The sequence below is a fragment of the Pararhodobacter marinus genome, from assembly GCF_003122215.1.
Lineage (GTDB): Bacteria > Pseudomonadota > Alphaproteobacteria > Rhodobacterales > Rhodobacteraceae > Pararhodobacter > Pararhodobacter marinus.
In genome coordinates this window covers 157050-177649 of the sequence record NZ_QEYD01000001.1, presented here as the reverse complement: position 1 = coordinate 177649, position 20600 = coordinate 157050, and the positions used below count along the sequence as shown (strand labels likewise).

Genomic DNA, 20600 nt, shown 5'->3' with positions numbered 1-20600 from the left:
AAGCGCCTCCGGAAGGCCGGGGCAGAATTGACTTCATGATCAAATCTGTATCTGCTCCGTCTATTGTCTGTGATCTTCAGACAGACGACCAAACAGGGAGACGACCATGACCAAGCTTGCACGTGCGCTGACCCTTTCGGTTTCAGCCGCCGCGCTGGCCCTGGCCGCCGGGGCCGCACAGGCCGAAACCGTCCGCTGGGCCCGCGTTGCCGACGCGCTGACCCTTGACCCCCACAGCCAGAACGAAGGCCCCACGCTGGCCCTGCTGCGCCACATCTACGGCACGCTGGTGTCGCGCAACGTGGACGGCACGCTGGCGCCGGGCCTTGCCACCGACTGGCAGATCCATCCGGACGATCCCACGATCTGGGTGCTGACGCTGCGCGAAGGTGTGACCTTCCAGGACGGCGCGCCCTTCACCGCCGAGGACGTTGTTTTTTCGTATGAGCGCGTGCTGCACGAAAGCTCGGGCTTCCGCGCGATTCACGCCGATGTCGTCGGCGCCGAGGCGGTGGACGATTACACCGTGCATGTGCAGATGACCGGCCCGTCGCCGCTGTATCCCAACAACCTGACCAACTTCTTCATCGTCGACAAGGACTGGGCCGAGGCGAACGACGTCGTCGCGCCGCAGAACTTCGCCGCGGGCGAAGAGAATTACGCCGTCCGCAACACCAACGGCACCGGCCCCTACCAGCTGGTTTCGCGCGATCCCGAAGTGCGCACCGTGCTCGAAGCCTTTGACGGCTACTGGGGCGACGCACCGCAGGTGACCGAGGTGATCTATCAGCCGATCCCGGAAGCCGCGACGCGGATCGCCGCGCTGCTGTCGGGCGAGGTCGATTTCGTGCAGGACGTGCCGGTGCAGGATATCGCCCGGCTCGAGCAGACCGAGGGCGTCCAGGTCGTGACCGGCCCGGAAAACCGCAACATCTTCTTCGCCTATGATGCCAGCTCGGACACGCTGCGTTCAAGCAACGTGGACGATAACCCGTTCTCGCATCCCGAGATCCGCGAAGCGATGGCGCTGGCGCTTGATCGCGACGCGATCATGCAGGTCGTGATGCGCGGCCAGTCGCAGCCCTCGGCCGCGCCGCTGCCGCCCTTCGTCAACGGCTGGACGGAAGAGATGCACGAATACAGCGCGCCCGATTACGAGCGCGCGGCCGAGCTGGTCTCGTCGGTTTATCCGGACGGGTTCTCGGTGCAGCTCGATTGCCCGAACGACCGTTACCTGAACGACGAGGCGATCTGCCAGGCGACCGTCGGGATGCTGGGCCGTATCGGCATCGACGTCACGCTGAACTCGCAGACGCGTTCGCTGCACTTCCCGCTGATCGAGAATTGGGAAACCGATTTCTACATGCTGGGCTGGGGCGTGCCGACCTTCGATTCGGCCTATGTCTTCAACTTCCTCGTGCATACGCGCGAAGGGTCGTACGGCGCCTATAACGGGGGCCGCTATTCGAACCCGGAAGTCGATGCAATGATCGAATCGATCGCCACGATGACCGATCTGGACGAGCGCAACGCGGTGATCGCGCAGATCTGGGATCAGGTGATGGAGGACCGCGTCTTCCTGAACGTGCATAACCAGCTTCTGGCCTATGCCGTGCGCGACGGTCTGAATATCGACGTCCATCCCGAAAACTCGCCGACGCTCTGGACCGTGACGGTCGACTGACGGCGTTTTCGAACCTTGCGCCCGGCCGGCCCTGTGCACGGCCGGGCGTTTGCCATCCTGCCCGTCTGTCGTCTAGGCTGGGCCGGAGGATACTGACCAAGCCGACCATCCTGACGCCCGGCGTTGCCGAGGCGTCCTTGCCAGCCCCGCCACGCGCGCACCATGACGGGACACGCCCATGATCGCCTTTATCATCCGACGCCTTTTGCAATCCGTCATCGTCATGGTGGCGGTCGCGGCGGTGTCTTTCACCCTGTTTCGCTTCGTCGGCGACCCGGTCAATTCGATGGTCGGGCAGGAAGCCTCGATCGCCGACCGCGAGGCCCTGAGGGACTCGCTGGGCCTGAACGACCCGATCTTCCTGCAATTCGGCCGCTTCATCGGCAATGCGGCGCAAGGCGAGTTCGGCATCTCGTACCGGCTGCAGATGCCGGTGACCGAGCTGATCCTGCAGCGCTTGCCGGCCACGATCGAGCTGGCGCTGGTCTCGGGCTTTCTGGCCTTCGTCGTCGGCCTGTCGCTGGGCGTCTATACCGCGCTCAGGCGGCGGGGCGTGATGTCGAACATCATCATGACCGGCTCGCTGATCGGCGTGTCGCTGCCCACTTTCCTGATCGGCGTTCTGCTGATCTGGATTTTCGCCGTCGAGCTGCGCTGGCTGCCGTCGAACGGACGGGGCGACGTGGTGTCGATCGGCGATTGGTGGTCAACCGGGCTGCTTACGCATTCCGGGCGGCTGGCGCTGATCCTGCCCGCGATCACGCTGGGGCTTTACCAGATGACGCTGATCATGCGGCTGGTGCGGGCCGAGATGCTGGAAGTGCTGCGCACCGATTACATCAAGTTCGCCCGCGCGCGCGGCCTGTCCGCGCGCGCGATCAATTTCGGCCATGCGCTGAAGAATACGCTGGTGCCGGTGATCACCATCACAGGGCTGCAGCTGGGCTCGATCATCGCCTTCGCCATCATCACCGAGACGGTGTTCAACTGGCCCGGCGTGGGCGCGTTGTTCATCAACTCGGTCCGCTTCGTCGACGTGCCGGTGATGGCGGCCTATCTGATGATGATCGCGCTGGTTTTCGTCGTGATCAACCTGATCGTCGATCTGCTTTACTACGCGGTCGATCCGCGCCTGCGCGTGGATCGCGCCGGCAAGGCCCATTGACGGGAGCTAAGCCATGACCTCTGACAGCAAGACCCCCGTTCCGCCCAAACCCGCCGGTCGCCTGTACCGCGCCTGGGACAGCGATCTGGCCTATGCCTTCCGCACCTCGCCGGTGGCCATCGTCGCCACCGTCGTCGCGCTGGTGATCATCTTCTGCGCCGTGTTCGCGCCGTGGCTGGCGCCGATGAACCCCTACAACCCCGCCGGGCTGAACCTGATGAACGGTTTCACCCCGCCGATGGAGCCCAACGCCTTCACCGGCGAGGTCTTCGTGATGGGCGCCGACAATCAGGGTCGCGACATGCTGTCGACCATCATGTACGGCACCCGGACCTCGCTGTTCGTGGGGGCGATGGCGGTGGTGTTCGCCATGGTGCTGGGCATTTCCATCGGGCTGTTCGCGGGCTGGCGCGGCGGCTGGGTCGACAGCGCGCTGATGCGCGTGGCGGATGTGCAGCTGGCCTTCCCGGCGATCTTGATCGCGCTGCTGATCTTCGGCATCGCGCGGGGCTTCATTCCCGACAACCTGCGCGACCAGATGGCGATCTGGGTGCTGATCGTCGCCATCGGCCTGTCCGACTGGGTGCAGTTCGCGCGCGTCGTGCGCGGCGCGACGATGGTCGAGAAAAGCAAGGAATACGTCCAGGCTGCCCGGGTCATCGGCGCGCATCCGGCGAAGATCATGTTCCGCCACATCCTGCCCAACGTGATGGGGCCGGTGCTGGTCATCGCGACGATCTCGCTGGCGCTGGCGATCATCGCCGAGGCGACGCTGTCCTTCCTGGGCGTGGGTGTGCCGCCGACGCAACCCTCGCTGGGCACGCTGATCCGCATCGGGCAGTCGTTCCTGATCTCGGGCGAATGGTGGATCCTCTTGTTCCCCGCCGTCACCCTTCTTGCGCTTGCGCTGTCGGTCAACCTGTTGGGTGACTGGCTGCGCGACGCGCTGAACCCTCGTCTTCGTTAAGGGAGGCCCGCGATGGCAGACCCCCTGCTTTCCGTCCGCGACCTGGTGGTGGAATTCCCCACCCGTCGCGGCACGCTGCGCGCGCTCGACCGCGTCAGCTTTGACATCATGCCGGGCGAGGTGCTGGGCATGGTCGGCGAATCCGGCGCCGGGAAATCCATCACCGGAAGCGCCATCATCGGCCTGATCGAACCGCCCGGCCGCATTGCCGGGGGCGAGATCCGGCTCAAGGGCGAGCGGATCGACAACCTGCGCCCCGACGCCTTGCGCAAGATCCGCGGCAAGCGGATCGGCATGGTGTTCCAGGACCCGCTGACCTCGCTCAACCCGCTCTATACCGTCGCTCAGCAGCTGATCGAAACGATCCGCACGCATATCGACTGCTCCGAGGCCGAGGCGCGCAAACGCGCCGTCGCGCTTCTGGATCGCGTGGGTATCCCGGCGGCCGAGCGCCGGATCGACGATTACCCGCACCATTTCTCGGGCGGAATGCGGCAGCGCGTGGTGATCGCGCTGGCGCTTTGCGCCGAGCCGGAACTGGTGATCGCCGACGAGCCGACAACGGCGCTGGACGTGTCGGTGCAGTCGCAGATCATTGAGGTGCTCAAGGATATCTGCGCCGAGCGTGGCGCCGCCGTGATGCTGATTACCCACGATATGGGCGTGATCGCGGAAACCGCCGACCGCGTGGCGGTGCTCTATGCCGGGCGGATGGCCGAAATCGGGCCGGTGCGCGAGGTCATCACCGAGGCACTGCATCCCTATACGCAGGGCCTGATGGGGTCGATCCCGACGCTGACACAGGAAAGCGACCGGCTGGTGCAAATCCCGGGCTCGATGCCGCGGCTCAACGCGATTCCGCAGGGTTGCGCCTTCAACCCCCGCTGCGACCGGGCCTTTGCCCCCTGTTTCACCGAGCGTCCCGAGCTTCTGTCGCCCGAACCCGGGCGGCTTGCGGCGTGCTGGCTGCACGACCCGGCCAAGACGCAGGAGGTGCCCCATGACTGAGCCATTGCTGAAGATCGAGGGCCTGACGCGCCGCTTCGACGTGTCGAAACCTTGGCTCAACCGGGTGATCGAGCGCGAGGAAAAGCAGTTCCTCACCGCGAATGCCGATGTGAGCTTCGAGATTGCCAGGGGCGAGACCTTCGCGCTGGTGGGCGAATCCGGCTCGGGCAAGTCGACGATTGCCAAGATGGTGGTGGGCCTGCTGCCGCCGTCGGGGGGGACGATCACCTTCGACGGGCAGAAGATCGACACCTCGGCGGGCATTCCCCGCGCGCTGCGGCGGCGGTTCCAGATGATCTTTCAGGACCCGTTCGCCAGCCTCAATCCGCGCTGGCGGGTGGGCGAGATCATCGCCGAGCCGATCCGCACCTTCGGCCTGATGAACGCCACCGACGCCCGCAAGGAAGCCGGGCGGCTTCTGGAAGTCGTGGGCCTGTCGGCGGGCGACGTGAACAAGTTCCCGCATGAATTCTCGGGCGGCCAGCGTCAGCGGATCGCCATCGCGCGGGCGCTGTCGTCGAAGCCCGAATTCATCGTCTGCGACGAGCCGACCTCGGCGCTGGACGTGTCGGTTCAGGCGCAGATCCTGAACCTGATGCGCGATCTGCAGGACGAGTTCGGGCTGACCTATCTGCTGATCAGCCACGATCTGTCGGTGGTCCGGCACATGGCGAACCGGATCGGCGTTCTGTATCTGGGCCGTCTGGTCGAAGTGGCGCAGGGCAAGAAGCTGTTCACCGATCCGCAGCACCCCTATACGCGGATGCTGCTGGACGCGGTGCCGGATCTGGCGCTGTCGGGGCGCAGGCGCCGGCCGGTCGAGGGCGAGATCCCGAACCCGATCTCGCCGCCGCCCGGTTGCGCCTTTCATCCGCGCTGCCCGCTGGTCCATGACCGCTGCCGGCACGAGGTGCCGCTGCCGCAGCCCACGCCCATCGGGCAGGCCGCCTGCCACGCGCTGGACAAGGTCGCCCCGGCCTGAGCGCGGGGCGCCGGGAAACGGGCCGGATCCGGTCATCGGGATTGCCGGGTGACCGGGCTGGGCCTATAGAATCGCGGGATGAGGCTGAATGAACGCCACCTGATCCAGCTTGCGGCGGTTCTGGACACCGGCAGCGTGTCCGAAGCGGCGGCCCTTCTGGGCATGACGCAGTCGGCGGTCAGCCGGTCCCTGTCGATGCTGGAGGCGCGGATCGAACAGCCGCTTTTCGTGCGGGGACGGCGTCCGCTTCAGGCGACGCCATTGGGCGAGCAACTGGCGATCCATGGCCGCGCCATCCTTGCCGCCTCGCGGCACGCAACCGAGGCGGTCCGCGGTTACGTCACCGGCGCGCGCGGCGTGGTGCGGGTGGGCGGCGTGCCCTTTTTCATGGACGCGATGATCAGCGAGATGATCGCCAGCTTTCATGGCGACGAACCCGAAGTGACGGTCGAACAGAGCTATGGCAACCTGCCCGAACTGACCTCGGCGCTGGAGGCGGGGCTCATCGATCTGGGCATCGTGCCGATCGGCTCGGCGCATCCCGGCCCGGCCTTCGATTTCTTCGAGTTGCTGCCCGGTCGCAATATCGTCGCCTGCCGCCCGGGCCATCCGCTGATGCGCCGCGCGCGGCTGCAGGCGGTCGATCTGACCGCTTTTCCGTGGATCGCGCCGCTGCCCGGCTCGCCGCTGATGTCCGATCTGCAGATGATCCTCATGAGCATCGGCGTGTCCGAACTGAGCATCCGCTATTCCGGCGGCTCGCTGATGAGCGTGATCAACTTCCTGGCCGGGTCGAACGCGCTGGCCGTGCTGCCGTTTTCGGTCGTCTTTGCGCAGCGCAAGGAAAACCGCGTCGTTGTCCTGCCCTACGATATTCCGCAGCCCAATCGCTCGCTGGGCATATTGCGGCTTGCCGGCGCGCCGCGCACGCCCGCCGCCGACCGGCTGGCGCATCACATCATGCACGCCTTCGACGATCTGCGGCATATCATCCAGCGGCACGAGAACGCCGTGGTGTGGGGACGCTGAGCGCACGGGGCCGGCCGAATATACCCTCGGGATATATTGGCCGCCGTCATGCGCATTTGACCTCGGGTGTCGGCATCCTGAATAAAGATCCGGGGAGGAAGCGCCGGGTTCATGTCCGCTGGTGTCGCCTGGGTGTCCTTCCGTCGTTCAGGCCCGGCAGCCTGCCGGGGCCGCAGATCAGGGACCCGCGCATCATGAGCTATTTCGACGAAGCCAATTCCGCCCGCACCGTGAATGGCCGGATGGGGCCTGACACCGATCCGCGGCTGCAGCGGGTGATGGAAAGCCTGGTGCGGCATCTCCATGCCTTCGCGACCGAGGTGAACCTGACGCAGGAAGAATGGGAATACGGTATCGGTTTCCTGACACGGACCGGGCAGATGTGTTCCGGGGAACGGCAGGAATTCATCCTGCTGTCGGATGTGCTGGGCCTGTCGATGCTGGTCGATGCGATCAACAACCGCCGCCCCGATGGCGCGACCGAAAACACCGTGTTCGGCCCGTTCCACGTCGCCGATGCGCCGATCCGTGCGATGGGCGACCAGATCTCGCTGGACGGGAAGGGCGAGAGTTGCCTGTTCGTGGGCCGCGTCGTCGATCTGGAGGGCAACCCGGTTGAAGGCGCCTGTGTCGATGTCTGGTCGGATAACGCAGACGGATATTACGACGTCCAGCAGCCCGGCATTCAACCGAAATGGAACAATCGCGGGCGTTTCTTTACCGGCGCGGATGGGCGCTATGCGTTCCGGGGGATCAAGCCCGTGGCCTATCCCATTCCCGATGACGGCCCTGTCGGCCAGATGCTGGGCCATCTGGGCCGGCATCCCTATCGCCCGGCGCATATGCATTATCTGGTGACGGCCGAAGGCTTCCAGAAGCTGGTGACGCATACCTTCGTGGGCGACGATTCCTATCTGACCTCGGACGCGGTTTTCGGCGTCAAGGAATCGCTGATCGCGCCCTATGAGCGGCTTGAGGGCGAAGACACACTGTGGCGCTCGGAATACGATTTCGTGCTCGTCCCCGCCTGAGCCTGCCCGCTCAGCCCCGGCGGCGCACTTGCAATTCGTGGTCAATGCGGTTTTGCAGCCGGTGAAGCTCGTCCGCGACGAAGCCGGAAAAAAGCGTCAGTGTCCGCGCCTCGGCGCGGGCTTTCGAGAGGCGCAGGATGCCCAGGTGCCGGTCTGGATGCTCGATGCGGATGGGCAGGATTTCCAGCGGCGTGTTGCGCCGCGCCAGGAACGCAACGGAATAGGGCAGCACGGTCAGCGCATCGGACCCGGTCAGCACCGCAAGGATCGAGGCCAGCGTTCCGCCTGAAAAACTGACGTGGAAATCCTCACGCCCGATGGACCGCACCGCCCGCTGCAGGTCGCGGTAAAGCGGGCTGTCCGTGGGCGGCGCGATCCAGCCGAAACTGTCGATATCCTGCATCGTCAGCCCCTTGCGCCGGGTCAGCGGGTGGCCGGCACGGCAGACGATCACATTGTGCCCCCCCATGAGCGGCGTGAAATGCATGTCCTTCGGAACCTGCGAGGCATGCATCGGCAGGATCGCCAGGTCCAGCGCCTCGTTGCGCAGGCTGAGCGCGAGCTGGTCGAGATAGCCGTAGACCTGCTCGATCTGGACATCGCTGTGGCGCGACTGGAAATCGGCGATGATGGCCGACACGACGCCATCCATGAAGACCGGCGTCCCGCCCATCCGCAGGCGCCCCGCCTGACCGCGCTGGAAGCGCTTCACGATCTGCCCGGCCTCGAGCCCCGCGGCGCGGATCTGCGCCCCCGCCCGAGCCAGCCTGAGGCCCAGCTCGGTCGGTCTGAGCGGACGGCGTCCGGGTTCGAACAGCGGCAGGCCGACGCGCTGTTCCAGAAGCGCCATCGACCGCGAGACGGATGGCTGCGACTTGCCCAGCGCCTCGGCCCCTTCGGTGAGCCCGCCCTTCTCGACGATCACCGCCAGGATTTCCAGATGTTCAGCGCTGAGTTTCATGCTGACCCGTTATATTGAGCTGCCGCTATGCGATCAATATCCCGCATTTGCCGGGTTACCGTGGTCAGGCCGGGACGGGAGGAGACCGGCCGCGCGCCCGTGCGTCGCGCGGTCGCGCCGCGGACCCGTCGGGCATCGAAGCGGCACGCGCCGCAGCCGACGCAGGACGAGGGAGGGACCACGCGCCATGGCCGATATCACCACGGATGTTCTTATCATCGGAACCGGCCCCGCCGGTGCCGCCAGCGCGGCCTTGTTGTCGAGCTACGGCATCGAGAACATGGCGGTGAACCGCTATCGCTGGCTGGCCAACACGCCGCGCGCGCATATCACCAACCAGCGCACGATGGAGGTCCTGCGCGACATGGGCCGTGAGGTCGAGGACGAGGCCTATCTTTTCGGTACGCATCAGGGCCTGATGGGCGAGAACATCTTCTGCGAAAGCCTCGCCGGGGAAGAAATCGGGCGGATGAAGGCCTGGGGCAATCATCCCCTGTCGCGCGCGGCGCATCAGATGGCCTCGCCCACCAAGATGAACGACCTGCCGCAGACCTTCATGGAGCCGCTTCTGTTCAAGACCGCCTGTTCGCGCGGCACGCAGGCGCGGATGTCGACCGAGTATCTGAGCCATGTACAGGATGCCGAGGGCGTGACCAGCACGCTGCGCGACAGGCTGTCGGGCAAGGAAGTGACGGTGCGGTCGAAATACCTGATCGGCGCGGATGGCGGCAAGTCGCTGGTGGCCGAACAACTGGGCCTTCCGTTCGAAGGCAAGATGGGCGTCGGCGGCTCGATGAACATCCTGTTCCGCGCCGACCTGTCGCGCTATGTCGCGCATCGTCCCTCGGTTCTGTACTGGGTGATGCAGCCCGGCGCGGATGTGGGCGGCATCGGCATGGGGCTGGTGCGGATGGTGCGGCCGTGGAACGAGTGGCTGATCGTCTGGGGCTATGACATCAACGCGCCCGAACCCGAGGTCACGCCCGAATTCGCCACCGGCGTGGCGCGGCAGCTCATCGGCGATCCGGATCTGGACATCGAATTGCTGTCGGCCAGCACATGGACCGTGAACAATTACCACGCGACGAAGATTTCCAAAGGCCGCGTCTTTTGCATGGGCGACGCGATCCACCGGCATCCGCCCTCGAACGGGCTGGGATCGAACACGTCGATTCAGGACGCGTTCAACCTGTCTTGGAAGCTGGCCATGGTGCTGAAAGGGCAGGCGGGCGAGCGTCTGCTGGACAGCTACGATACCGAGCGCGCGCCGATTGCCAAACAGATCGTCACGCGGGCGAACCAGTCGATCGCCGAAACCGGGCCGATCTTTGCCGCGCTGGGCATGGCCGAGGGGGTGGACCCCGCGCAGATGCAGGCCAACCTGGAGGCCCGCTGTGACGGCACGCCCGAGGCCGAGGCCCAGCGCGAGGCGATCCGTAAGGCCATCGCCTTCAAGAAATACGAGTTCGACGCGCACGGGGTCGAAATGAACCAGCGCTATCGCTCGGACGCGGTGGTGACGGACGGGCAGGTCGAACCCGCGTTCGAGATGGACGCCGACCTGTATTACCAGCCTACCACCTGGCCCGGCGCGCGGCTGCCCCATGCCTGGCTCTATCGCCGCGATACGGGCGCCGAGATTTCGACGCTGGATCTGTGCGGCAAGGGGCGCTTCACGCTGCTGACCGGTCTGGGCGGCGAGGCGTGGATCGCGGCCGCCGGGCGCGTGGCCACCGATCTGGGGATCGAGATCGCCACCCATGTGATCGGCCCGCGTCAGGATTACGTGGATCACGGCGGCGACTGGGCGCGGATCTCGGAGATCCGGGACAATGGCTGTCTGCTGGTGCGACCCGACCAGCATGTCGCGTGGCGCGCCACCGCGATGACCGACGCGCCCGAGTCGGATCTGTTCCGCGTCCTGCGACAGGTTCTGGCGCGCTGAACGGGACAGAAGCTGCGCCTGTTGTTGGCCGGGTCCGGCTGGCGGCAGGCGCATGCGAGCGAGAGAAAGCCTAGACGGCTGAAAGGCAAGATCATGATGGAGTCCTTCGTTTTTCCCGGCCTGACCACGCGCGTGGTGTTCGGATCGGGCACCCTTGCGCAGGCCGGGGACGAGCTTGAGCGTCTGGGCCAGTCCCGCGCGCTGATCCTGTCGACCCCGCATCAGGAAGACGAAGCGCAGCGGCTGGCCGAGGCGCTGGGCAAGCGGGCCGCGGGGGTCTTCGCCGGAGCGGCGATGCACACGCCGGTCGAGGTGACGCAAAAGGCCATCGCCGCCTACGAGAAAAGCGGCGCGGGCGCGGTGGTCAGTCTGGGCGGCGGGTCCACCACCGGGCTGGGCAAGGCCATCGCCCTGCGCACCAGCGCCGACCAGGTGGCGATCCCGACGACCTATGCGGGCTCGGAAATGACCGACATTCTGGGTGAGACCTCGGAGGGCCGGAAAACCACCCGGCGCGACCCGGCGATCCGGCCCGAGACGGTGATCTACGATGTCGACCTGACCCGGACGCTGCCGGTGGGGCTGACCGTCACCTCGGCGATGAACGCCATCGCCCACGCGATGGAGGCGTTCTACGCGCCCGACCGCTCGCCCGTCATCGAGCTGATGTGCCGCGACGCGATGCAGGCCTTCAAGACGGGGCTGCCGCAGCTCATCGCCGATCCGCAGTCGCAACAGGCCCGGACGCGCGCGCTTTACGCCGCGTGGTGCTGTTCGACAGCGCTGGGCTATGTGTCGATGGCGTTGCATCACAAGCTGGCGCATGTGTTCGGGGGTTCGTTCGACACGCCCCATGCCGAAACGCACGCGATCCTTCTGCCCTATACCACCGCCTTCAACGAAGTGGCCGTGCCCGAGGCTCTGGCGCCCATCGCCGAGGCGTTCGGCGGCGGTTCCGCCGGCGGGGGGCTGTGGGATTTCGCGTCCGAGGTCGGCTCGCCGCTGAGCCTGCAAGAGGTGGGGATCTCGGAGGCCGATCTGGACCGCGCCGCCGACCTGGCGGTCGAAAACCGCTATTCCAACCCGCGCCCCTTCGATCGGGCCGATATCCGCGCCTTGTTGCAACAGGCCTGGGACGGCGCGCGCCCGGGTTCCTGAGCCGGGGCGCGCGCCGGGGGTTCAGCCCTCGCCCCGCTCTGGCAGGGGGCCGGTCAGGCGGCGGCGGATCGGGAACAGGTGCAGCCCGCTACGCGCCGAGATCAGGCCCCACAGCCCCTTGGGCGCGAAGATCATCGCCAGAATCGCGATCAGGCCCAGCGTCAGCAGGTACCACGATCCGTAATCCGCGAGCGAGTTGCGCAGCAGGAAGAAGACCAGCACGCCCAGGATCGGCCCCTCGATGGTGCCGATGCCGCCGATCACCACGATGAAGATCACATATGCCGTCCAGTCGGTGATGGCGAAGGCCGCGTCGGGCGAGATCCGCGCGGTCTGCAGGAAGATCAGCGCGCCGGTCACGCCCGTGGCGACCGAGGCGATCAGGAACACCGCCCATTTCAGCCAGCGCACGTCGACGCCCACCGATTTCGCCGCTTCGGGATTGTCGCGCACCGCGATCAGGGCCAGGCCCATCCGGCTGCGCAGCAGGCCATAGATCCCCGCGATCACGGCCACGGCAAGGATCAGCGCGATCCAGTAGGCCAGGATATCGCGCGCGGCGGCGGTTCGCACGTCGAACAGCTCAGCCACCTGCGCGACGCCGATCATGTCGCTGGTCGCCGCGCGCGGCAGCGAGGTGCCGGTACCGCCGCCCAGGGCCTTCCACTGCGCGACCAGCAGCCGCGTGACCTCGGCGATCACCCAGGTGCCGATGGCGAAATAGGCGCCGTGCAGGCGGAAAGCGAAGAACGCCATCGGCACGGCCAGCACCAGCCCCGCGACACCGCCCAGCAGGATCGCCAGCATCGGATCCATGCCGCCAAGGATCACGGCCCCGAACAGCGCATAGGCGCCGATGCCGACAAAAGCCTGCTGGCCCACCGAAACCAGCCCGCCATAACCGGCCAGCAGGTTCCAGATCTGCGCCAGCGTCAGCATCGTCAGGATATAGAACAGGTCCTGGATGAGCCGCCGCGAGGCGAAGCCGGGCAGGACCAGCCCGATCAGGATCACCGCGACCGCAAGAATCGCGACGAAGGTGCCCGCGCGTGTTTTCGAGCTGGCGCGCCATGGGGTGTCGGACGGGGTCATGCGGGGCTCCGTTTCGGATATGCGGCGGGGTCAGTCATAGGCGCGGGGGAACAGGCCGCGCGGGCGGATCAGCAGCACGACCAGAAAGGCGATATGGCCCGACAGGATCTGCCATTCGGGATTCACGGCGGCGCCCAGCGTCTGCGCCACGCCGATGATGATGCCGCCCGCCAGCGTGCCCCACAGGCTTCCCAGCCCGCCGATGATGACCGCCTGAAAGGCATAGATCAGCCGCGCGGGTCCGATGGCGGGGTCGAAATTCGCGCGCGTGCCCAGATAGAGCGCGGCGATGGTGACGACGACCATGGCAAGGCCGGTCGCCACGGCAAAGACCTTCATCGGCTCGACCCCCATCAGGCCGGCCGTGACCGGATCGTCCGATGTCGCGCGAAAGGACCGGCCCAGCGGCGTGGCATAGATCACCCGGTTGAGGATCACGATCACCACGATGGCGGACGCGAAGGTCAGCATCGGCATCACGCCCACATTAATCGGCCCCAGCGCCATCGAGGCCCCCTCAAGCTCCGGGTTGGGAATGCGGCGGCTATCGGCCGAGAAGCCTTCGAGCAGGGCGTTCTGGATGGCGATGGACAGCCCGAACGTGACCAGCAGCGGCGGCAGGATATCGGGGCCCAGCACCCGGTTCAGCACCACGCGCTGCAACAGCCAGCCCAGCGCGAACATGACGGGCGCGGCGATCAGCACGGCGATCCAGGGCGACAGGCCCAGCGTCATGACCAGCACCAGGATCAGGTAGGCCGCCAGCACGATCATGTCGCCATGCGCCAGGTTGACCAGCCGCATGATCCCGAAGACAAGGCTGAGCCCGGTGGCGAACAGCGCGTAAAGACCGCCCAGCAGGATTCCCTGCACGATGGTGTCGAGCCAGATCATGCGTGGCCTCCGAAATAGGCGTCGTGGATCGCGTCGCGGGTCAGCGTATCGGGCGTGCCCGACAGGGTGACGCGCCCCTCCATCAGGCAATAGACCCGGTCGGCCACGCGCAGGGCCTGCGTGATGTCCTGTTCGACAACGATCACCGCCGCGCCGGTTTCCCGGATCCGGGGCAGTGCGGCATAGATGTCGCGGATCACCACCGGGGCCAGCCCGAGGCTGATCTCGTCGCAGAGCAGAAGCTCGGGGTTGGACATCAGCGCGCGGCCGATGGCGACCATCTGTTGCTGCCCGCCAGACAGCGAGGTGCCGGGCAGGGCGCGTTTCTCGCGCAGGATCGGAAACAGGTCATAGATCGTCTGCAGCGACCACGCCCCGCTGCCGCGCCGCTTCTGTCCGCCGATCAGCAGGTTTTCCTCGACCGAGAGCGAGGGGAACAGCTTGCGTCCCTCGGGGACCATGGCGATTCCGCGTTTCAGGATCGCCGCCGCGCTGAGCGCGCCGATGGGTTCGCCGTTATGCAGGATCATCCCGGGTGCGTTGGGCAGAACGCCGGAAATCGACCGCATGAGCGTCGATTTTCCCGCGCCGTTGGCGCCGATGATGGCGATGCATTCGCCAGCGGCGACCTCGATATCGATGCCGAAGAGAGCGCGGAAGCGCCCGTATCCGGCATCGAGGGAGTTGGTTTGCAGAAGCATCAGACCTCGATCCCCAGATAGATTTCGCGCACCTCGCGCGAGGCCATGATCTCGTCTGGGGCGCCCACGCCGATCAGGCGGCCGAAATCCAGCACCGCCAGCCTCTCCACCACCGAGGTGAGCGCGTGCAGGACATGCTCGATCCAGATGATCGTCGTGCCCGCCGCGTGAATCTCGCGGATCGTGTCCACCAGCGTGCGGCATTCGCCCTCGGTCAGGCCGCCGGCGATTTCATCGAGCAGAAGCAGCTCGGGCCCGGTGGCCAGCGCGCGCGCCAGTTCCAGCCGCTTGCGGTCCAGCAGGCTCAGATCGCCGGCAAGCTGGTTGGCCCGCGCCAGCATCCCGGTCCGGCGCAGGATCTCGGCGCAGTCATGCACCGCGCGGTCGTGGCTGGCGGCGCCACCGAACCGCGCGGCGGTAAGCAGGTTCTCGAACACGGTCAGGCCCTCGAAGGGCTGCGGGATCTGGAAGCTGCGCCCGACGCCCATGCGCACGCGCTTCATCGCCGGCATCCGCGTGACATCGCGGCCCATCAGCTCGATGCGGCCCGCGCTGACCATCAGGTTGCCGGTAATCAGGTTGAACAGCGTGGACTTGCCCGCGCCGTTGGGGCCGATGATGCCAAGGGCCTCGCCCTTGGGCACCGAGAGGCTGACGCCGTCGGTGACGGTCAGCGCGCCGAAGGATTTCGAGACAGTGTCGAGGGTCAGCATCATCAGGGCTTCTCCGAAACGGCGGCGGGGCGATGACCGGCACCGCCCCGCCGGGTGATCAGGCCAAGGGTTCCATCGTGCCCGCGGTGGGGATCTGCGGCGCGATCCCGTTCTCGACGCAGACGAGGTCGAAACCGCCATCCTCGCGCCGGCGCCATTGCCCGCCGACCAGCGGCGTCTTGCAGACATTGGCGGCGGCGAAATCGGGCACGCCCTCGCCGTTCCACGCCACATGGCCGACGATGGTTTCCAGATCGGTCGCGGCGATGGCGGCGGCGACTTCCTCGGGGTCTTCGGGGCTGGTGACGCGGCCCATCACGTCCGAGGCGACCTCGAACAGCGAGTGGATGAAGCCGATGGGCTGGGTCCAGGGACGCCCGCTCTCGGCCTCGTAATCCTCGGCCAGGTCGCGCGACGACTGGCCGGTCAGCGAGGACTGGAACGGATGCTGCGGCGACCACCAGATTTCCGACGACAGGTTGTGCCCGGCCTCGCCCAGCGTTTCCACCGATTGCGGGAACAGGATCGCCTTGGCGACCGAGATGGCCTTGGGGCTGAAACCCTGCTGGCGGGCCTGATTCCAGAAGGTGGTGAAATCGGGCGGGATCACGACGCCCGTGACGATCTCGGCATTGGCGGATTTGAAGGCGTTGATCTGAGCCGTGAAATCGTCGCTGAGGTTCTGATAGCGGCCCGGATCATGGGTGACATACCCGGCCTGCCGGAAGATCGCGGGCAGGCCCACATCCGGATCGCCCAGCGCGTTGCCGTCTGCATCGTTCGGAAACAGCCCGCCGATCTGCTTGTTGGTGTCGAGCTGGTCCCACATGCCCACGAAGACCGCGCCCAGATCCTCCATCCCCCAGAAATAGTGGAAGGCGAAATCGAAGGGCCGCCAGCTGGACGGATCGCCGGGATTGCCCTGCTGGCCGATGAACCACGGCTGCCACGGCGCCTTGGTCGAGATGACGGGAATGCCCTCGGCCTCGCAGGTGGTGGCGACGGGGTTTGTGTTCTCGGGGGTCGAGGCGACCAGCATCAGGTCGATTTCATCCGAGATGATCAGGTCCTTGGCCACATCCGCCGCGCGGGTCGGGTTGGACTGGCTGTCCTTGACGATGACCTCGAAATTCTGGCCCGCCTCGGTCGCAAGGAAACGGGCGATGTTATAGGCGTCGCTTTCGGCGAACCCGGCGAGCGGGCCGGTCTGCGGCGAGACATAACCCAGCTTGATCTTGCGCCCCTGCGCGATGGCGGGGGCGGCCAGCCCCGACGCCGCGAGCGTGAGCCCGGTGGCCGAGGTCGTGGTCAGGAACTTGCGTCTTGTAAACATTGCTTTCCTCCCTTTGGTTGTCGTGGCTGCAAGCGGGTGCCTCCTCGCGCCCGGCCTGCGGCGTTCCGCCTTTGGGTCTCGCAGCGGGGGCGGCCCCGCCTCGTGTCAGCGATCCGCCCCCATCGTCGGGGGACGGTCTGCCATCAAATCCGCCAGCAGGCTTTTCAGCATGGCGATCTCGGGCTCCGCGACTTCGTGCCCGCGGCCGGGAAACAGATCCGTCCGCAACACCGCCCCGCCTTCGCCAAGGGCCTGCGCGGCCTCGGCAAAGGCATGGACCGGAATCCACGGATCCTTGTCGCCGCCGGTCAGGTAGACGGGCAGGGTTCGGGGCAGCGCATCCCCGCGCTGGCAGGCCGGCGTGCCGACGCGGCAGCCGGTCAGCGCGGCCAGCGCCTGCGGCGGAGCCGCGCCCGCGAACGCGTATTCCAGCGACAGGCACGCCCCTTGCGAGAACCCGGCCAGCAGCAGGGGCAGGCCGGGATACTCGGCGCGAAAGGCGGCGATCTCGGCGCCGAGCTGGCTCAGCGCCCCGGCCAGTTGCGTCCGCGTGCCCTCTGTCAGCGGATCGATTGCCCGGGCGTCGTACCAGCTGCCCCCGGGCGCACGGGGCAGGTGAAAGGCCACGCCCGGCGCATCGAGCCGCGCCAGAACATGGCTTTCCATCTCTTCGGGCGACTGGCTGCGACCGTGGACGAAGACGCAAAGCGCCTTCGCCGCCGATCCCTGCGCCCCGCGCCGCAAGAAGCCGCCCTGCGCCATCAGACGAACTCGGCCTCTTCCAGCCCTTCGCGCAGCTCCGATTCGCGGTCCTTGAACCACGGCGGAAACACGAGGGTCTTGCCGATCTCGCCGGGCGCCTCGTCGCGGGCCCAGCCTTCGGGGGTCGTCCAGGCCAGTTCGAACAGCGCGCCGCCGGGCGACCGGACATAGCAGGACTTGAAGTACATGCGGTCCTTCTGTTCGGAAATGTCGGTGAAACCCAGTCCCTCGATATGCGCCCTGAGCGCCATCTGGCTGTCCTCGTCGCCGGTATTCAGCGCCATGTGGTGGATCGTGCCGCCCGACAGGGTCCATGTGCCCTGGGGCGAGGTGCGGTCATCCACCACTTCGACCCGCTGGATCACGCCATTCGCATCGGGCACGCGGTAGACGGTGCCTTCGTGGTTATCCGCTTCCTTGGTCAGCGGCAGGGCGATGGTCATGAAATCGTCCATCGCGGTGCGGTCGAAACAGGCGACCAGCCCGCCATAGATCCCCTTGATCCCGTGCGCCTTGCCGATGCCCTGCGCGTCATTGGTGATGGGTTCGCGCGGGTCGCTGTCGCTTTCGACCAGCTCGTGCGGAATGCCGCAGGGATGCAGGAATGCCACGCGGTCGGCGCCGAACCGGGTGATCTTTTTCGCGTCGATGCCGCGCCCGTTGAGTCGGTCGACCCAGAAATCCGCCGCGCCCTTCGGAATGGCCTGCATGATCGTGCGCGCCTGATTGGTGCCGCGCCGTCCATAGACCCCAGGTTTGCGGAACGGGAAGGTGGTGATGATGGTCGAGGCGTCGCCATTGGGCGAGCCGTAATACAGGTGGTAGACGGGAATGACCCCGTCGAACAGGACCGTGCGCTTGACCGAATGCAGGCCAAGATCCTTGGTGTAGAAGTCGAAATCTTCCTGCGCGCCGTCGGTCGACAGGGTCAGGTGGTGATAGCCGCTGATTTGGCTCATGGTCAGGCTCCTCCCACAGGGCCGGAATCGCGCTTGTCCAGAGGGCAGAGCACGAGGTTGAGGTCGAGCGAATGCGTGCGCGCGCCGTCCTTGGACGGGTGGGCACGGAACTCGGCCAGAAGTTCGGGTTTGACCCCGAAGACGGCATCGCGACCGATGGCGGGATCCGCCCGGTCGAAAATCTGCGTGGTGAGCGTCTGGTATCCCGGCGCCGAGACGCGGAAATGCAGATGCGCGGGGCGGTCCAGCGACAGGCCCAGCCGGGTGAGCAGCATCGCGACCGGCCCGTCGCCGGGCAGCGCATAACCCGCCGGGCGGATCGTGTGGAACGCGAAGCGGCCCTGCGGGTCGGCGGTCAGCTTGCCGCGCAGGTTGAATTCGGGCTGCTGATCGGGTTCCTGGTTTTCGTAAAGGCCCTGATCGTTGGCATGCCAGACCTCGACCCGCGCCCCGGCAAGCGGGGTTCCCGCGAGCGCCCGGACCTGTCCCGTGACCCGCAAGCTCTCTCCCTTTCCGTCCAGACAGAGCGACCCGCCAAGCGGCACGTCGGGCGCATCGGCGCGATAGAACGGACCGGCGGGCGTGTTCGGCGTGGCGCCCTGCGGTCGCGGGGCGTTGATATCCTCGATCGCGGCGGAGAGGCCCAGCGCATCGGCCAGAAGCACCCATTCCTGACGCCGGGAATCGGTGAAGTATCCCACCTCGGTCAGGAACCCGACCAGCGCGCGCAGTTCGTCCAGATCGGGGCGCAGCTCGTCCAGGACGGCCTGCATGTGGCCCGTCACCGACAGCATGGCCGCGACCAGGCGCGCGTTCGGCGCATCGCCCTGTCGGGCGCCCGCTTCTATCCGGGCGCCGAAAGCCTCCAGCGGTGACAGGCCGGCCTCGGCCATGGCCGGGGGCATTGCGGGATTGCGCATTGTCGGGGAACCTCCCATTCCCGCGCCAAGCATGAGCGCAGAAATCGGAAGCGGCGATGAAATCTCAGGGGATCAATATAGCAAAGTGCTATATCGTCCCGAAGGCCCGGACGACCGCGATCATGTCCTCGTCGCCCAGCCCCATCTCCTCGGTCCGGGCGTAAAGATCGGTGCAGGCCGTCATCAGGGGATGCGCCACGCCCGCCGCCTGCGCGGCCCCGACCACCAGGCGGCTGTTCTTCAGCACATCCGAAATCGCCGCCTGCCGCGAAAGATCATCGCGCAGAAGCTTGTCCAGCTTCACGCGCGAGACATCGCTCGCCATCGGCCCGGCATTCAGGATCTCGACGAAACGGGCCAGGTCCAGCCCGTGCCGGGTGGCGAAATGGGCGGATTCGGCGAGGCCCGTGACCATGGTGATCAGGAACACGTTGACCGCCAGCTTCATCTGCAAGGCACCGGGCACCGCGCCACAGCGGAAGACCTGTTTGCAAACCGGCGCGAGCAGCGCCTCGAGCCCGTCCAGATCCGCCGCATCGCCCGCCAGCATCCCCACCAGCTGCCCGGCTTCGGCCGGCGCGCGCGAGCCTGAAACCGGCGCTTCCACATAGCGCCCCCCGGCGGCGCGGATATCCTCGGCCAGTGTCCTGGAGTAGTCCGCCGATGTCGTCCCCATCGACACGATCCGGCGCCCCGCCACCCGGGCCGCAAAGGCCGGTGTGCCGCGACCCAGAACGGCATCGCTGGCGCGGTCGTTTTCCAGCATCAGCAGCACCGTCTCGCAAGTGGCGAACAGCGCCTCCGCGCTGTCGGCGACCATGGCCCCGGACTCGGCCAGCGGCGCGCAGCGTTCGGCTGTCCGGTTCCAGACCATCAGCGGCGTTCCTGCCCGGACGAGGTTCAGCGCCATCGGCGTCCCCATCGTGCCAAGGCCTGCGAAGCCGGTTCTCGGGGTGGTGTTCATGGCGGCGTCCTCCGGTTCGTGCTGGCAGGGTACAGGCTGCCGCATGTTCCGAAAAACGGATTATTCGGAACCGCCGATTTCGAAAAACCGATCGCTGACGCGGCGCGCGCCCGCCGCATTGACAAGCGCGGGTCCTGTCGGCAGGGTGGCCGCACTCACCCGGGGGGTCTCGACAAGAGGCTGAGATACTGCTGGCACCCGTGCAGCGCAGTGACCCGATGAACCTGATCCAGTTCACACTGGCGTAGGGATGGTGTCATGGCTGCGCGGGCTTCGCCCCGAATCGTTCGGCGTCTTGCGCAGGCTACCTCCATTCGAACGCGGAACTGGGT

Annotated in this window: 19 protein-coding genes and 1 riboswitch; of the genes, 9 read left to right on the top strand and 10 right to left on the bottom strand. The window is 66.6% G+C overall.

Annotated elements, in window-relative coordinates:
* Positions 1-106: 106 nt before the first annotated feature.
* From C4N9_RS00895 to C4N9_RS00865, 7 genes are all read left to right on the top strand, one after another.
* Complete coding sequence (locus C4N9_RS00895) at positions 107-1684, top strand: ABC transporter substrate-binding protein (protein ID WP_109531405.1); 1578 nt, start codon at positions 107-109, stop codon at positions 1682-1684.
* A 178-nt stretch (positions 1685-1862) separates the two neighbouring features.
* Positions 1863-2849 (top strand): ABC transporter permease, encoded by a 987-nt coding sequence (locus tag C4N9_RS00890; protein ID WP_109531404.1) that lies wholly within the window; start codon positions 1863-1865, stop codon positions 2847-2849.
* A gap of 13 nt (positions 2850-2862) precedes the next feature.
* A complete protein-coding gene (locus tag C4N9_RS00885) occupies positions 2863-3816 on the top strand; it encodes an ABC transporter permease (protein WP_109531403.1) in 954 nt (317 codons plus the stop codon).
* Between the two features lie 12 nt (positions 3817-3828).
* Positions 3829-4824, top strand: a complete 996-nt coding sequence (locus tag C4N9_RS00880; RefSeq protein WP_109531402.1) for an ABC transporter ATP-binding protein — start codon at positions 3829-3831, stop codon at positions 4822-4824.
* Positions 4817-5806, top strand: coding sequence for an ABC transporter ATP-binding protein (locus tag C4N9_RS00875; RefSeq protein ID WP_109531401.1), 990 nt, complete (start codon positions 4817-4819; stop codon positions 5804-5806). The genes C4N9_RS00880 and C4N9_RS00875 overlap by 8 nt, the downstream gene beginning before the upstream one ends.
* Before the next feature lie 78 nt (positions 5807-5884).
* On the top strand, positions 5885-6835 hold the full coding sequence (locus tag C4N9_RS00870) for a LysR family transcriptional regulator (protein ID WP_109531400.1): 951 nt from the start codon (positions 5885-5887) through the stop codon (positions 6833-6835).
* Between the two features lie 194 nt (positions 6836-7029).
* Positions 7030-7866: an intradiol ring-cleavage dioxygenase gene (locus C4N9_RS00865; RefSeq protein ID WP_109531399.1), complete on the top strand. Its 837-nt coding sequence runs from the start codon at positions 7030-7032 to the stop codon at positions 7864-7866.
* A 10-nt stretch (positions 7867-7876) separates the two neighbouring features.
* On the opposite strand, the gene C4N9_RS00860 is transcribed toward C4N9_RS00865, so the two are convergent.
* Entirely contained in the window at positions 7877-8827 is a 951-nt protein-coding gene (locus C4N9_RS00860) for a LysR family transcriptional regulator (protein ID WP_109531398.1), read from the bottom strand.
* A 187-nt stretch (positions 8828-9014) separates the two neighbouring features.
* Here C4N9_RS00860 and C4N9_RS00855 point away from each other — a divergent pair, with 187 nt between their 5' ends.
* Both C4N9_RS00855 and C4N9_RS00850 read left to right on the top strand, forming a co-directional pair.
* The gene (locus tag C4N9_RS00855; RefSeq protein WP_109531397.1) at positions 9015-10772 is read left to right on the top strand and encodes an FAD-dependent oxidoreductase; all 1758 of its coding nucleotides are present in this window, start codon (positions 9015-9017) and stop codon (positions 10770-10772) included.
* A 93-nt stretch (positions 10773-10865) separates the two neighbouring features.
* Positions 10866-11930, top strand: coding sequence for a maleylacetate reductase (locus C4N9_RS00850; RefSeq protein WP_109531396.1), 1065 nt, complete (start codon positions 10866-10868; stop codon positions 11928-11930).
* Between the two features lie 21 nt (positions 11931-11951).
* Here C4N9_RS00850 and C4N9_RS00845 read toward each other — a convergent pair whose 3' ends face one another.
* The 9 genes from C4N9_RS00845 to C4N9_RS00805 all read right to left on the bottom strand — a co-directional run bounded on the left by C4N9_RS00845 (position 11952) and on the right by C4N9_RS00805 (position 20268).
* Entirely contained in the window at positions 11952-13022 is a 1071-nt protein-coding gene (locus C4N9_RS00845; RefSeq protein WP_109531395.1) for a branched-chain amino acid ABC transporter permease, read from the bottom strand.
* Positions 13023-13052: 30 nt separating this feature from the next.
* On the bottom strand, positions 13053-13916 hold the full coding sequence (locus C4N9_RS00840) for a branched-chain amino acid ABC transporter permease (protein ID WP_109531394.1): 864 nt from the start codon (positions 13914-13916) through the stop codon (positions 13053-13055).
* Positions 13913-14620: an ABC transporter ATP-binding protein gene (locus C4N9_RS00835; protein ID WP_168192094.1), complete on the bottom strand. Its 708-nt coding sequence runs from the start codon at positions 14618-14620 to the stop codon at positions 13913-13915. The genes C4N9_RS00840 and C4N9_RS00835 overlap by 4 nt, the downstream gene beginning before the upstream one ends.
* Positions 14617-15333 carry an ABC transporter ATP-binding protein gene (locus C4N9_RS00830; RefSeq protein ID WP_109531392.1) on the bottom strand — a complete coding sequence of 239 codons (717 nt, stop codon included), beginning with the start codon at positions 15331-15333 and terminating at the stop codon, positions 14617-14619. The genes C4N9_RS00835 and C4N9_RS00830 overlap by 4 nt, the downstream gene beginning before the upstream one ends.
* Before the next feature lie 55 nt (positions 15334-15388).
* Positions 15389-16663 carry an ABC transporter substrate-binding protein gene (locus C4N9_RS00825; protein ID WP_109531391.1) on the bottom strand — a complete coding sequence of 425 codons (1275 nt, stop codon included), beginning with the start codon at positions 16661-16663 and terminating at the stop codon, positions 15389-15391.
* 105 nt (positions 16664-16768) lie between these two features.
* On the bottom strand, positions 16769-17425 hold the full coding sequence (locus C4N9_RS00820; RefSeq protein WP_109531390.1) for an alpha/beta hydrolase: 657 nt from the start codon (positions 17423-17425) through the stop codon (positions 16769-16771).
* Complete coding sequence (locus C4N9_RS00815; protein ID WP_109531389.1) at positions 17425-18384, bottom strand: VOC family protein; 960 nt, start codon at positions 18382-18384, stop codon at positions 17425-17427. The genes C4N9_RS00820 and C4N9_RS00815 overlap by 1 nt, the downstream gene beginning before the upstream one ends.
* Before the next feature lie 2 nt (positions 18385-18386).
* Positions 18387-19304 (bottom strand): dioxygenase family protein, encoded by a 918-nt coding sequence (locus tag C4N9_RS00810; RefSeq protein ID WP_210403949.1) that lies wholly within the window; start codon positions 19302-19304, stop codon positions 18387-18389.
* Positions 19305-19392: 88 nt separating this feature from the next.
* On the bottom strand, positions 19393-20268 hold the full coding sequence (locus tag C4N9_RS00805; RefSeq protein WP_109531387.1) for an NAD(P)-dependent oxidoreductase: 876 nt from the start codon (positions 20266-20268) through the stop codon (positions 19393-19395).
* A 150-nt stretch (positions 20269-20418) separates the two neighbouring features.
* Positions 20419-20537: riboswitch (TPP riboswitch) on the top strand.
* Positions 20538-20600: the final 63 nt, after the last annotated feature.

Excerpts from the sequence above, each read along its gene's own strand:
- C4N9_RS00895 (WP_109531405.1), top strand. The coding sequence starts at position 107 with ATGACCAAGCTTGCACGTGCGCTGACCCTTTCGGTTTCAGCCGCCGCG.
- C4N9_RS00890 (WP_109531404.1), top strand. The coding sequence starts at position 1,863 with ATGATCGCCTTTATCATCCGACGCCTTTTGCAATCCGTCATCGTCATG.
- C4N9_RS00885 (WP_109531403.1), top strand. The coding sequence starts at position 2,863 with ATGACCTCTGACAGCAAGACCCCCGTTCCGCCCAAACCCGCCGGTCGC.
- C4N9_RS00880 (WP_109531402.1), top strand. The coding sequence starts at position 3,829 with ATGGCAGACCCCCTGCTTTCCGTCCGCGACCTGGTGGTGGAATTCCCC.
- C4N9_RS00875 (WP_109531401.1), top strand. The coding sequence starts at position 4,817 with ATGACTGAGCCATTGCTGAAGATCGAGGGCCTGACGCGCCGCTTCGAC.
- C4N9_RS00870 (WP_109531400.1), top strand. The coding sequence starts at position 5,885 with ATGAGGCTGAATGAACGCCACCTGATCCAGCTTGCGGCGGTTCTGGAC.
- C4N9_RS00865 (WP_109531399.1), top strand. The coding sequence starts at position 7,030 with ATGAGCTATTTCGACGAAGCCAATTCCGCCCGCACCGTGAATGGCCGG.
- C4N9_RS00860 (WP_109531398.1), bottom strand. The coding sequence starts at position 8,827 with ATGAAACTCAGCGCTGAACATCTGGAAATCCTGGCGGTGATCGTCGAG.
- C4N9_RS00855 (WP_109531397.1), top strand. The coding sequence starts at position 9,015 with ATGGCCGATATCACCACGGATGTTCTTATCATCGGAACCGGCCCCGCC.
- C4N9_RS00850 (WP_109531396.1), top strand. The coding sequence starts at position 10,866 with ATGATGGAGTCCTTCGTTTTTCCCGGCCTGACCACGCGCGTGGTGTTC.
- C4N9_RS00845 (WP_109531395.1), bottom strand. The coding sequence starts at position 13,022 with ATGACCCCGTCCGACACCCCATGGCGCGCCAGCTCGAAAACACGCGCG.
- C4N9_RS00840 (WP_109531394.1), bottom strand. The coding sequence starts at position 13,916 with ATGATCTGGCTCGACACCATCGTGCAGGGAATCCTGCTGGGCGGTCTT.
- C4N9_RS00830 (WP_109531392.1), bottom strand. The coding sequence starts at position 15,333 with ATGATGCTGACCCTCGACACTGTCTCGAAATCCTTCGGCGCGCTGACC.
- C4N9_RS00825 (WP_109531391.1), bottom strand. The coding sequence starts at position 16,663 with ATGTTTACAAGACGCAAGTTCCTGACCACGACCTCGGCCACCGGGCTC.
- C4N9_RS00820 (WP_109531390.1), bottom strand. The coding sequence starts at position 17,425 with ATGGCGCAGGGCGGCTTCTTGCGGCGCGGGGCGCAGGGATCGGCGGCG.
- C4N9_RS00815 (WP_109531389.1), bottom strand. The coding sequence starts at position 18,384 with ATGAGCCAAATCAGCGGCTATCACCACCTGACCCTGTCGACCGACGGC.
- C4N9_RS00810 (WP_210403949.1), bottom strand. The coding sequence starts at position 19,304 with ATGCGCAATCCCGCAATGCCCCCGGCCATGGCCGAGGCCGGCCTGTCA.
- C4N9_RS00805 (WP_109531387.1), bottom strand. The coding sequence starts at position 20,268 with ATGAACACCACCCCGAGAACCGGCTTCGCAGGCCTTGGCACGATGGGG.